Raw genomic sequence first — 13,144 nt, 5'->3', positions numbered from 1 at the left:
TAGAATGTATTGATGGAGGACTGTATGAAGAGACTGTATGGCAAGTTAGTAGGGGGTATCGTTGCAATCGGCTTACTAGCAGGATGCGAAAGTTCTATGAAGAGTGTGAAAGAAAAAGAAGTGTGTAAAACAGACGAAGAATGTGTGGAAATAGGAGATAAGAAACTTCAAAAAGTATATGAAAAAATAGATGGATTATCTGAGCTTGAAGCAGTAGAAGATTATGAAATAGAAGAGCATGAAAGTGCGGATATGAAAGAGGCAGAGCAGAAAAAAGATGATGAGGATGATGATGAAAGTTATTTCTTTTTAGCTTCTTATTATATCGATGGTGATGAAATTGTAGATCCTTATTTTGAAAAAATAGAACGGAAACGTTTAAATAAAGTATTCGCTGAAGATAAAGAAGCGAAAGAAGAGGTGCTACAACAACGTCAAGATAGAGGGTATCATGAAGACTTATGGGATATGTATCGTACACTCATTCCAGCTAAATATCGTGGGAATATAACAGAATTTGATTTAATAACAGATGGTTATGACGGTGTTGTTGCCCATGTTATGCCGAGTATGGAGAATCCGAAAGACTGGACTCTTAGCCTAGATACGCTTGATTCTGCGGTAAATATCGATGAAGTGATGAAAACATTAATTCATGAGACGGCTCACGTGTTGACGCTCGGGCATAAGCAAATACCAGTAGATGAAAACTATGTAAAGGCTTTTGAAGAAGATAAAGATATTTCAACGTACCGAAATAAATGTGGAAATCTTTTCTTACAAGAGGGATGTGCGAAGGGAAAATCTTATATTAATCAATTTTATAACTCTTTCTGGAAGCCTATTGAGCAAGAGTGGACAGAAAAGAAAGTAGAAGAAAGTGAAGAAACTCAAATTGAGTTTTTTAAAGAAAAGCAAGATGAGTTTGTCTCACAGTATGGAACGACAAATGTAGCAGAAGATATCGCAGATACATTTACAGCGTTCATTTTACAAGATTCAAAAAAAGTGAAAGAAGGAACAGAGTTAAAATATAAGAAAATTGCTTTCTTCTATCAGTTCCCTGAGCTTGTAAAAATGAGAGCGGAAGTGCTGTCAGGATTATATGATGTTTCGAAAACGATAGAACAACAAAGTGGAGACTAATGTAAGTTATGTGTTCGATATAGTTTCGTTAAAGTAAAGCGTGAAGAATTTTTAATTCTTTGCGTTTTTTTATGTTGATAAAATTGAAAATTCTGTATTTTTCTTTAAAAGAAGAAGGAACTGGAGGTATAAAATAGAATTAGTATAAAAATGTCACAATTTAGACACAATTATAATGCGCGTGTTGTAGGGACTATAAGTTTACTCTCGAGGAGGTAATGAAACGTATGAAAACGATTCTTGCTGTTGCTGGTCTCATTTGGGTAATGTCTCACGGTTTTCCGATTTTTGAAGGGGAGCAAATTCGTAGTGCTTTGAATGAAAAGTTTAATGATTATCATGTGATAGATCGAAAAGATAATGTCGTTACAGTACGTGTGAAAGACTGTTTCCATACAGTTACGGTTGCGGATGGAAACATTACAAATGAAACGAAAATGTGTGATAAAAGGTAAAAGAAAGAAGCTGACTATAGCGTACTGTTTTGAGTCAGCTTCTTTTTCTTTTTCCAATTAGAATTTTTTCAAATGCCTCAACAAATACATACATAAGAGTTGCAAGAACACATGTGAGTAGTACGCTAAGTAAGACGAGTGTGAAGTTAAAGACTTGGAATCCGTAGCTAATTAAGTAGCCAAGTCCTTGTTTGGAAACGAGAAGTTCTCCGAAAATAACACCGACCCAGGATAAACCAACGTTTACTTTTAACGTTGAGATAATTGCTGGAAAGGATGCAGGGAGAACGACTTGCTTATAACATTGCCATTTATTTGCACCAAATGTGTCCATCACTTTTATATAGTTAGAATCGACTTCTTGAAATGCACTGTAAATAACGAGAATGGTAATGATGATGGAAATGATTACTCCCATTGCGATAGAAGATGAAATGTTTGGACCGAAAATAACGATGATGATTGGACCGAGTGCAACTTTTGGCATTGCATTTAGGACGACGAGATAAGGATCAAGTACGCGGGCTAGAAGTGGCATCCACCAAAGGAACGTGGCAATAATAGCACCAAGTACTGTTCCGAGAATGAAGCCTACTCCTGTTTCCAGTAATGTCGTCCATATGTGGGCCCAAAGTGAACCGTCGATCCATTTCGTTAAGAAGAGATCCCAAATACTCGAAGGAGAGCTAAAGAGTAAAGGATCAATCCATTCTTTTTTACTAGCTATTTCCCATAGTGCAAAGAAAAGAATAAGTAGTAAAAGTTGTAGCGAGCGAGCAATCCAAGCGCGTCTGCGTTCGTTCTTTCGAAATTGTTCATGTAGTTGTTTTATATTATCCAAGTCGTTCCAGCTCCTTCCATATATCTTGAAAGAGGGCTGGGAAATCATAGTGATGGCGTGCTTCTAACGGTGATAAAGAACGGATACTTTCCGGGACGATAAAGGTTTTTGCGATTTTTCCGGGATTCGCTTGCAGTAAATAAATACGATCACTCATCGCGATCGCTTCTTCAATATCATGAGTAACAAGTAGTGATGTTTTCTTATATTTATTTAGTAAGTTGAAAACGAGTTCTTCTAGTTTTAATTTCGTTTGATAATCGAGTGCGGAGAATGGTTCATCTAGTAATAAAATTTTCGGATCAGTCGCTAATGTTCGAACGAGAGCGGCACGTTGACGCATACCGCCGGATAGTTCACGAGGATATTGTTCTTCTACACCATGAAGACCGACTTGTTTTAAAAGATTTAAAGTATGTTCTTTCATCTGCTCATCATAAATCTTTCGAATATGAAGTCCAAGCATAATATTTTCTTCAATCGTTTTCCAAGGGAATAAGTAATCTTGTTGCAACATATATCCCATAGATGATGTTTTCGTTGTAATCGGTTCACCATCTAAAAAGACAATACCGTCAATTGGATCAAGTAGTCCAGCAATGATTGAGAGGAGCGTTGTTTTACCGCAACCACTTGGACCGAGTATAGAAATAAATTCGCCTTCTTCCACTTGTAAGCTCATATCTTCGAGAATAAGTTTGGCATTCTCTTTTGCAAAAAAACAGTGAGAAACGTTACGTATTTGCAAAAAACTCATACACTTCGCCTCTATTTCTTAATAACGCTTTCGGCAATTTTTGTATTGACGAGCGCTTCATGTGGGACTTCTTTTTGTAATTCACCAGCGTCTTTCATAATAGTTTGGAGCTGTTTCCATTCTTCTGCATCTAATAGTGGATTTGTCGCATAAGAATGTTGCTTTTTATACCGTTCAATTACTTTTACTGTAATGTCTTTTGAAGTGTCTTTAAATAGCGGGGAAACAGTATCAGCAATCTCTTCTGGACTATGTGTATCAACCCATTGCTGTGCTTTATAGAGAGCACGTGTGAACTTTTCAGCAGCAGCTTTATCTTTCTTTAAGAAACTTTCTTTTGCCATGAACGTTGTATAAGGAACAGTACCAGATTCATTTCCGAATGAAGCGACGATATAACCTTTACCTTCTTTCTCAAGTATACTTGCAGTCGGTTCAAAGAGCTGTACAAACTCTCCAGTACCAGATGCGAAGGCATTTGCAATATTAGCAAATTCGATATTTTGAATTAAGTTTGTATCTTTATGAGGGTCAATGCCATTTTTCTTTAAAACGTATTCTCCAACCATTTGCGGCATGCCGCCTTTACGTTGTCCTAAAAACGTAACACCTTTCACGTCATTCCAATTAAAAGAGTCTAGTTTTTTACGTGAAACTAAAAATGTCCCATCTGTTTGTGTAAGCTGTGCAAAGTTAATGACAGGGTCTTTCGCTCCTTGTTGATGAACGTAAATAGACGTTTCAGAACCGACGAGAGCAATATCAATTCCGCCAGATAATAGGGCGGTCATCGTTTTATCGCCACCAGCTGTTGTTTGTAGGTCAATATTTAGTCCTTCATCTTTAAAAAATCCTTTTTCAATCCCAACATATAATGGGGCATAGAAGAGAGAATGGGTAACTTCGCCGACGCGAATGTTTTGAGTTTGTTCTTTCGTACCTTCTTTTTTACTACTACAAGCAGCAAAAGTAAAAACAGCTAGTAACATGATGCAAAAAATCGCGATTAATTTTTTCACTATATAACACCTCCTAGAAGTCACTCTACAAGCATGATATGTAGGTAATCGCCCATATGTGAGTGTAGATAGCAGGAATTTTTTTGGTGGTAAAGAAGTACAAATATAAGGGGTGATAAAATGGAGTACGAATACGATGATAGCGTACATTTACATCTTGATTATTTCGGGACAGAATGTGATATGGAATCGATTGCTTATAAGAGAAAGAATGAAGACGTATGGGATGTGTATTTTAATTTTGGAGTATACGGTATTCAGAAAGACGATGTAGAGTTAGGGAGATTTATGGACGAATATGCTGGTCATTACGTTTTTTCTGTACATGCTCGCGATCTTAGCTGGGAATTTGGAAGTGCCCAGTTTGAAGAGTGGGTGTTGAAAAATCGGATAGTAGAAAAAACGCTACAAAAATAGGAGGAATTTTGTGATTGGATTTCTCATCTTATTATTTATTTTTGTGGCCGGATTTTTTATCATGCAAATGCTTATTTACCGATTTGCAAAGAAAAACATCCATAAATATACAAAAATAAAGTGGTTTCATATGTGGCTACATATGAATATGAAAAAAGGTCCGAGATTAGATTTTTTTGATTTTGTAATTATAGTACTCGTATGTATCGTATGGAAAATATGGCTGCTTCCCTTTATATAATACACATACTAATCATTTTCTCTTTTATCATAAAATAACGAAAAGAACCTGTCTTGTGGCAGGTTCTTTTCGTTATAGTAATAGTTGTTAAAAACGTGCAACGCCTTTTTATTAATTCTTTCGTATTTTCATGTTAAATCTTTAATAGCAGGACTTCTAAAAAATAGTTATTGTATCATAAAGTGGAATGCTGAAATTAAGTTTTTCAAGAATGAGTAATTTGTATGCCACAATTTAACTATTGATTAAGGGAATATTAAGACAATACATTTATGATAGAAACAAGTATGCAGACGAAATATGTAATATATGTTATTTTAATAGAAATAGTTCTTTCGATGCGAGGGAAATTAAGACATAGAAACGAGGGAATGAATTGAAGTATGGTTCTACACTTTTTCATCTTCCAAAAAGAAATATATTAATTTCTAGCATTATAAGTAGTATGGTGACTTTATTAGTAATAACTATGCTGTTTATGATTTTAAAGGTTTTTAATTTAGACATGATGAAAGATCATTTAAATCAAAAGCTTGTTTTAAGTGTTATGATGATTTTCATATGGGGCATAACGTTTTATATTACGCATTTCAATAAAAAAGAGATGTCTATACTTAGAGCATCCCTGCGAGTGCATTTTATATTACTTTTACTAGCTCATACAGTAGCGTTATTTTATATTGTCATGCAAGTTAATATGATTTTCATAGAGGCAATGAATTGGATTTACTTTTATAATATGCAGTTTATATTAAGTTTTGTAGTAATTTATGCAATATATATTCTTGTATATAATTTAATAGGTAAGGTTTTTCTAAGTATGGTTTTAACGAGCTGTACGTTAGTCATTTTAGGTATTGTGAATTATTTAAAGCTTATTTTCAGAGGCGATCCGTTATATCCTTCTGATTTCACACAAATTACGCATATGCAATCTGTTATACCGATGGTGATGGACTATTTTAGCTGGAGCTATATTTTTGTCATTATCTTAAGTATCGTAGCTTGTATTGTAGCAGGGATATATATGAGAAGATATATTCAAAATGTAAAGATTCATCTAGGAATAAGAACCTTATTAGTAGTAGGATCTATTTTTGTTCTATATGCGTACGGTAATTTTGCGAATACATTTATGAATAAAGTATTTCAAAAATCAGGTGTAGATTTTGTTTTGTGGAATCAAAATGAGAACTATGCTTCAAATGGTTTTGTACTTGGGTTTATTAGCAATTTAGATACAACAGTTATGGAAAAACCAAAAAATTATTCTAAAGAAAATATGCTTCAAATAGCAAACGATATAAAAAAACAATATAGTGGAAATATAGGGAGCCAAAAGAAAAAAGAGAAACCGAATATTATTTTTGTAATGAGTGAATCGTTTTGGGATCCGACGAAAGTAACTAACCTTTCTTTTAGTGAAGATCCTGTACCAAATTTACATCATTATATAGAAAACTTTCCTGGTGGACAAACTATTTCTCCTACATTTGGGGGAAATACGGCGAACGTTGAATTTGAGGCATTAACAAGTTATTCAATGAGTTTGTTAAAGCCAGGTTCTATACCATATCAGCAGGTCATTACAAATAAGAAAGAAATTCCATCAATCCCTACGGCGTTGAAAAAAGAAGGTTATTATACAAGTGCAATTCATTCATTTGGTCGCACATTCTTTAAACGTGACGATGTATATAAGGTGTTAGGATTTGATAAGTTTAATGCAGAGGACACGATGGAAAATGTGGATATTGATGGAGATTATATTAGTGATTTAGCGATGAGTAAAGAGATAATTGCTGAGTTAGAGGAACAAAAACAGCCAACATTTATTCATGCAGTTACGATGCAAAATCATTTTCCATTTACAGAAGGCCGATTTGGTGAAAACCTAATAGAAATTAGCGGTCTAGAAAATGAAGAATCAAAGGGAGAATTAGAGACGTATACAGAAGGATTAAGACGTTCAGATGAGGCCCTTCAATATTTAATAGAGCAACTAGATAATTTGGATAGACCTACATTATTAGTATTCTTTGGAGATCATCTTCCATCATTAGGAACAAATAAATCTTTTTATAAAGAAAATGGGTATATAACGAATGAAAAAACACCGAGCGAACGTTTAGCGATGGCGCAAACTCCGTTATTAATGTATGCAAACTTTGATATGCCAAATGATAATTTAGGTTTAGTAAGCCCAATTCATTTTTCTAATCTTATTTTTGATTATGCAGGATTAAATAAATCCTTATTTTATCAATTTTTATCGGAACTTTACAAGGAAATACCAGTGCTTAGAGATGAATTAAAAGTTGATAAAAATGGAGAAGTAATCAATGATTTAACAAAGAAACAAAAAGAAATGTTAGAGCAATATAAAATGCTTCAATATGATTTACTCGTTGGAAATCAATATAGTAAAGATATTCTCTTTAAATAAAAGAAACAAAAAGAACTTGTATAACGATACAAGTTCTTTTTTCATAGTATTTAACGGGGTAACCAGACAAGCTGGGTTTAGGGAGTATTACTTGTACATTTAGTATATATGAAAATATAATCGTTTTATTTGTGTATTTGTGAGAAATGTGTGAATTTTATGTTTTATAAAAACGATTATATTAACTTTCGTTCTTGTATTGCAGTTGTTATGTCTGTAAAAATTTTATCAGTTCTTTATTTAATTCATCCGCTTGATCGATTGGTGAACCATGACCACTATTTGTAAGAGCATGTAACTGAGAATTTTTAATTCGTTGTTGCGTAAGTTCAGCACTTTTGTAAGGAATTAGTTGGTCGTGAACGCCGTGGAAGATTTTTGTTGGGACGTTAATTTTATTTAAATCTTTCGTTACATCTTCATTTGCAGCTGCTTGTAAAATTTTGATAAGGGCATAAGAAGCGGACTGCATACCGAGATAAGAAAACCATTCAAGGGTTGCAGCTCCTAAGTTTCTATTGAAAAAGGATAAAGATACATCATTTAAAAATTTTGGTAAATTAGCATACATTTGATTAATGAGAGCATCTGCTTGTTCTTTCGGTACACCGTAAGGGGACTCTTGATTTTTAACGAAAGAGGGAGAGACAGCGTCAATTAATGCGAGCTTAGAAATGCGGCGCCCATTATAGCGAGACATATAGCGAATAGAAAGAGCACCACCAACTGAGAAACCGACTAATGTAGCGTTCTCTACTTGGAGTGCTTCTAGAACAATTGCGATATCATCGGCTAATCGATCATACGTGTAACCAGTCCATGGCTTATCAGATTGTCCATTCCCTCGTATATCCATGGCGATACAGCGAAAGCCATGCTCTGGTAAAACATTGAGTTGATATTGATACATTTGATGATTTAAAGGCCATCCGTGAACGAAGAAAACAGTCTTACTACCTGGACCAGGATTAACGTCTTGCACAAAAATATGCACATCTTTCTCGACAGTAACAAACATAAATTTCCCCCTATTTTATGAATATGCTCTATCCCAAAAGCGTTGTTTTGTCATAGCTTTAATAAATTCATTTGCTAGTCGCGTAGGGTCTTGTTCTATTAAAACACCAGGCTTTCCTTCGATATTTAAAGATTGAATAATAGAAGAGCCGTTTTGGAAGGAGCCAATCGGCTTAAAGTGATTATATGATTCTACGACAAATGAACTTGCTTTGTTAAGAAAATGATCATCCATCTTTCCGCCAATAAGAAGTAATCCATCATAAAGGAGTGGTGAGCCTGTTAAGAAAGTATCATTTACTTCCCACTGTCCATTTGGCGTTCCCTGCACTATGCCTAATCGTTCGGAAACGATCACTGGTTGAAGACCTACTTGTTTGAACTGATTTATTATATATTGTGCGCTTGGTCCATCATATCCATTTGCAACAATGACACCTACTCGTAATGTATTAGGACTAAAGGTTGTATTTGCCATACTTAGTGCTGGAGATGATTTTGTAACGTTGGATTCTTGCACATTTGGGACTTTTGCTCCGAGAGCTTCTGCAACTAAAGTAGCCAATTCTGTACTAATATGTCCAATCATATCCACGACTTGTTGGCGGACAGATTTACTTTTGACTTTTCCTAATTCAAAGGAGAAAGCCTGCATAATATGGATTTTTTCGAAGTGACTCATACTATTCCAAAATAAACGAGCTTGAGAGAAGTGGTCTTTGAAGCTAGCAGCAGTTTCCCTTGTTTTATGACCAGATACAGTAGAAGGATATGTAACGAATCCCCCCTTTGTTCCAGGTACAGTATAAGGAGAATTCTTTGCTAAGGAATTGTTATGGTAGGCAACTTTTCCTTTGTCGATTATATATTTAGACGCACCATCTCTTTGGTTGTTATGAAATGGGCATATTGGACGGTTAATCGGTAGTTCTTGATAATTTGTACCAACGCGTGCTAATTGTGTGTCTGTATAAGAAAAGAGTCTACCTTGTAAGAGAGGGTCATTGGTAAAGTCAATACCACGGACGATACTTCCAGGGTGTAGTGCCACTTGTTCAGTTTCAGCAAATACATTATCTACATTGCGATTTAAGGTCATTTTCCCAATGATTTTAACGGGAAAATCTTCTTCAGGCCAAATTTTCGTTGCATCTAATATATCGAAGTCGTATTTAAATTCGTCCTCTTCTTCTAAAATTTGAATGCCAAGTTCGTACTCAGGATAGTTTCCAGCATTAATATTTTCCCACAAATCACGGCGATGGTAATCTGGGTCAGCACCACCTAGTTTTTGTGCTTCATCCCAAATTAACGAATGAACGCCAAGCTTTGGCTTCCAGTGGAATTTCACGAATCGTGACTTTCCATTTTTATTAACTAGACGAAATGTATGAACGCCAAATCCTTGCATCATTCGAAAGCTTCTTGGAATTGCACGATCGGACATAATCCACATCATCATTGCAGCTGATTCTTGATTGTTGGCGATGAAGTCCCAAAAAGTATCATGTGCTGTTTGACCCTGTGGAATTTCATTATGTGGCTCTGGTTTAAGGGCGTGAATAAGATTAGGAAATTTAATGCCATCTTGAATAAAGAAAATGGGAATATTATTTCCTACTAAATCAAAATTTCCTTCTTCTGTATAAAATTTAACGGCGAATCCTCTTACATCTCGATTCGTTTCATTTGCTCCTTTTGATCCAGCTACTTCAGAGAAACGAATAAAAAGCGGTGTTTTTTTTGAAGGGTCTTGTAGAAAGTGGGCCATTGTTAGCTCTTCTAAAGATTCATATAACTCAAAAATGCCATGTGCTCCGTATCCTCGTGCGTGAACGACTCGTTCTGGAATTCGTTCACGGTCAAAGTGAGAAAGTTTTTCTCGCATAAGGAAATCTTCTAGAAGGGTAGGGCCACGATCACTGGCAGTTAAAGAGTTTTCATCATTTGAAATTTTAACACCTGTATTTGTTGTCATCTCCTTTCCTTCATTTTCACGCGTGAAAGATTGGAGTTGTTCTGTCTTTTTATTTTTTTTGCCGTCCATAAAAAACACCTCCCATAATATACGTATTATTTTTTGTGTTTTTTATGCTTGTATATAGCATGAAGATGTTGTGTCGTTGGGATGATTTTCCTCAAATGTTCGATTTATCTTTGTTTGTCTATGAAAATCATTTATTATAATAAATGGTATTCTTCGAGATATTATTTTGAAGGGGTGTTGAAGTGAAAGAAAGTTTTCTATCATATAAAGAAGAAGAAAAGAATGCAAAAATCCTTTTATGGGTGTTATATGTCATTGTTATTGTATATCAAATTTTCTATGCAATCGTATTAGACGATAAATCAATAATGGATAAGGGATACAACATAGTATGGCAAGTTATTTGCGGAGTAGCAATACTGTGCGTGAATATATATTTAATGAAAAAAGAGAAGGCAAACCTTGTTAAATATGCATGGATATTTGCATACATAGGGATAGAAATCGCTAATATATTTTCATATATTTTTTATAATAAGGCGGCGTTTGATGCGACAAATATAATAGAAATTATTCTCATTTTCTTTGTACCCATATTTTTAAATAAAAAATTTTATGTGATTTTACTTTCTTCTATTGTAGGAAAATATTTGATTTATTTATTTGTATTAGAGGAAGTAAAAGCATTTATGTATCTTATTATGTATACACTTATGCTAATTGCGGCGTATATCATTTTAAACCGATTTTTACAATATCTTTCAGCTGTAAAGGAAAGTATTGCGATTGCTAGCGAATCACAGAAATTAGCAGTAATCGGAAAAATGGCAGCGACGGTTGGACATGAAATTAAAAATCCACTCGCTTCATTAAAAGGATTTACGCAATTACAACGAGAGAAGCATGAAGAGGATCCTATTTATAAACGTATGATTTTTGAAATAGAAAATATGAATAATATGATAAGTGAGTTAATGGAAGTTGCTACATGCAAACCTTCTATTTATAAGAAACATGATGTAGGAAAAATTGTATTACAAGTAATAACAAGTCTTCGCGAAAAAATGAATGAATTAAACGTACAGTTTATTTCTAATGTGGAAGAAAAAATAATAGAAGTTGAATGTGATGAACGAAAAATAAGAGGAGTCTTTTTATATACGATAAAAAATGCTTTAGAGGCAATGGAACAAGATGGCATATTACATGTAAGATTAGAAAATAAAGGGAAAGAGTATGTAATGATCAGCGTGATTGATAATGGTCATGGTATTAAGCAAGAAAACTTAATTCGTGTTACAGAGGCCTTTTATACAACGAAACAAGATAAAATTGGTCTGGGACTTACGGTAGCGAATCGAATTGTCGCCGAGCACCTTGGTGAGCTGCATATTTCAAGTGAAAGAGATACTGGAACGAGAATAGACATCATTCTCCCAAAGAAGTGTGGAAATACTGAAATCCAAGTGGAAGAAAAGCTAGGAGTTACCATATGAATAAAGGCTATATATTTAAAAACGAAGAAATAAAGGCGCTGAAAGCATTTTTAAGTTTATTTTTCATTATATTTTTTGTATATGATCTTGCTTATGAATTTATCGTACCGTTAATCGGTGGAGAGCAAGAAGGTGTAGGTGAGTTTGAAGATGGTTTAGGTTTATGGCTTTACTTTTTGATGGTGGTATTGTTTTGCGTTGGGATATACTTTATGAAATGGAAGAATGCTTTTGCGGTAAAGTATATTATTCTAATTGGCTATAATGTATTAGATTTTATCCATAACATTATGATTTATTATGGTAGCGATGCAGAATTTGACGGTGGAAATATAGTAGAAGGATTTTTTATTTTGTTTGCACCAATCTTTGTGAATAAAAGATATTTCTGGTTAATTCCAGCGATACTTGTCGGAAAGTATGCTCTTACAGGAATCATTATTCAATCTTCTCTCGTTTTAATCCCAATGGCATTGTATAGCGTATTTACTATCATATGTTGGATTATATTTTTGAGGGTTCAGTCTTATGTTCGTACGCTTGAGATGATGGACAAAGAAATAAAACAGACAGAAAAACTAGCAGCTGTTGGAAAGATGGCAACGGTTATTGGTTATAAGATTAGAAGACCTTTAGCAAACTTAAAAAAACTTGTGAATAAACAAGCAGACAAGCATCCAGAGGATAAAATTTATAGTGATATTATGAAACAAGAAGTAGATCGGATTCATATAATTGCTACAGAACTTAGTGGATTTGAGAAATCTAAATCACTAGAATCAGAAACTCATAACATACAAGAAATTATCTCTTATGTTATTCGAGTTATGGAAAAGCCTGCTTTAAAACAAGGAGTCTACATACAAGGTATTTACAGTAAAGACTTACCATCAATTACATGTGATGAAAAACGATTAAAACAGGTCTTTTTTAATTTAATTAAAAATGCAATTGAAGCAATGTCAGTTGGCGGAACAATTACGATTAAAGTTACTGTAAAAGATGGAATCATCATTCAAGTGAAAGATGAGGGATGCGGCATTCCGAAAGATAAAATTCCAAAGTTAAATGAAGCCTTTTATACAACGAAAGAAACAGGAACTGGTCTAGGTTTAGTAGTTACAGAAAAAATTATTAAAGACCACAACGGTAAAATGAGTTTTGAAAGTGAAGTTGGGGTTGGAACGACGGTTGAGGTTATGTTACCACTGCATTAAATAGAAAAAACATCACTTCCAAGTAAGTGATGTTTTTCTATTTTATCTTGCTATTTGTGGATAGTAAAAATCTCATTTTATCGATAAAGAATGTATGATGTATTT

Annotated in this window: 12 protein-coding genes; 7 read left to right on the top strand and 5 right to left on the bottom strand. The window is 34.2% G+C overall.

Annotated elements, in window-relative coordinates; translation table 11 throughout:
* Positions 1 to 24 precede the first annotated feature (24 nt).
* Positions 25 to 1,146 carry a hypothetical protein gene (locus N2V79_RS23490; protein WP_098127437.1) on the top strand — a complete coding sequence of 374 codons (1,122 nt, stop codon included), beginning with the start codon at positions 25 to 27 and terminating at the stop codon, positions 1,144 to 1,146.
* A 227-nt stretch (positions 1,147 to 1,373) separates the two neighbouring features.
* Positions 1,374 to 1,601: a hypothetical protein gene (locus tag N2V79_RS23485; protein ID WP_000849112.1), complete on the top strand. Its 228-nt coding sequence runs from the start codon at positions 1,374 to 1,376 to the stop codon at positions 1,599 to 1,601.
* Between the two features lie 34 nt (positions 1,602 to 1,635).
* On the opposite strand, the gene N2V79_RS23480 is transcribed toward N2V79_RS23485, so the two are convergent.
* The 3 genes from N2V79_RS23480 to N2V79_RS23470 are packed head-to-tail and all read right to left on the bottom strand — an operon-like array spanning position 1,636 to position 4,218.
* The gene (locus N2V79_RS23480; protein ID WP_088024708.1) at positions 1,636 to 2,442 is read right to left on the bottom strand and encodes an ABC transporter permease; all 807 of its coding nucleotides are present in this window, start codon (positions 2,440 to 2,442) and stop codon (positions 1,636 to 1,638) included.
* Positions 2,435 to 3,199, bottom strand: coding sequence for an ABC transporter ATP-binding protein (locus N2V79_RS23475; RefSeq protein WP_000009022.1), 765 nt, complete (start codon positions 3,197 to 3,199; stop codon positions 2,435 to 2,437). The genes N2V79_RS23480 and N2V79_RS23475 overlap by 8 nt, the downstream gene beginning before the upstream one ends.
* A gap of 11 nt (positions 3,200 to 3,210) precedes the next feature.
* Positions 3,211 to 4,218, bottom strand: coding sequence for an ABC transporter substrate-binding protein (locus N2V79_RS23470; protein WP_053563500.1), 1,008 nt, complete (start codon positions 4,216 to 4,218; stop codon positions 3,211 to 3,213).
* Between the two features lie 120 nt (positions 4,219 to 4,338).
* On the opposite strand from N2V79_RS23470, the gene N2V79_RS23465 reads away from it, so the two are divergent.
* From N2V79_RS23465 to N2V79_RS23455, 3 genes are all read left to right on the top strand, one after another.
* Complete coding sequence (locus N2V79_RS23465) at positions 4,339 to 4,635, top strand: DUF3986 family protein (RefSeq protein ID WP_000455579.1); 297 nt, start codon at positions 4,339 to 4,341, stop codon at positions 4,633 to 4,635.
* Between the two features lie 10 nt (positions 4,636 to 4,645).
* On the top strand, positions 4,646 to 4,876 hold the full coding sequence (locus N2V79_RS23460; protein ID WP_000578980.1) for a hypothetical protein: 231 nt from the start codon (positions 4,646 to 4,648) through the stop codon (positions 4,874 to 4,876).
* A 376-nt stretch (positions 4,877 to 5,252) separates the two neighbouring features.
* Positions 5,253 to 7,322: an LTA synthase family protein gene (locus tag N2V79_RS23455; RefSeq protein ID WP_340720254.1), complete on the top strand. Its 2,070-nt coding sequence runs from the start codon at positions 5,253 to 5,255 to the stop codon at positions 7,320 to 7,322.
* A gap of 208 nt (positions 7,323 to 7,530) precedes the next feature.
* Here N2V79_RS23455 and N2V79_RS23450 read toward each other — a convergent pair whose 3' ends face one another.
* Together N2V79_RS23450 and N2V79_RS23445 are read right to left on the bottom strand one after the other, a co-directional pair.
* Positions 7,531 to 8,340 carry an alpha/beta fold hydrolase gene (locus tag N2V79_RS23450; protein ID WP_000498279.1) on the bottom strand — a complete coding sequence of 270 codons (810 nt, stop codon included), beginning with the start codon at positions 8,338 to 8,340 and terminating at the stop codon, positions 7,531 to 7,533.
* 15 nt (positions 8,341 to 8,355) lie between these two features.
* A complete protein-coding gene (locus N2V79_RS23445) occupies positions 8,356 to 10,386 on the bottom strand; it encodes a catalase (protein WP_340720253.1) in 2,031 nt (676 codons plus the stop codon).
* 182 nt (positions 10,387 to 10,568) lie between these two features.
* Here N2V79_RS23445 and N2V79_RS23440 point away from each other — a divergent pair, with 182 nt between their 5' ends.
* Complete coding sequence (locus tag N2V79_RS23440; protein WP_078400715.1) at positions 10,569 to 11,822, top strand: ATP-binding protein; 1,254 nt, start codon at positions 10,569 to 10,571, stop codon at positions 11,820 to 11,822.
* Positions 11,819 to 13,039 (top strand): ATP-binding protein, encoded by a 1,221-nt coding sequence (locus N2V79_RS23435; protein WP_053563505.1) that lies wholly within the window; start codon positions 11,819 to 11,821, stop codon positions 13,037 to 13,039. Before N2V79_RS23440 ends, N2V79_RS23435 begins: the two co-directional genes overlap by 4 nt.
* Positions 13,040 to 13,144: the final 105 nt, after the last annotated feature.

It is taken from the genome of Bacillus sp. CH_70 (assembly GCF_038007045.1).
Taxonomy (GTDB): domain Bacteria; phylum Bacillota; class Bacilli; order Bacillales; family Bacillaceae_G; genus Bacillus_A; species Bacillus_A cereus.
Note: the sequence above shows the minus strand (reverse complement) of the source record. Positions and strands in the feature narration are given on the sequence as shown.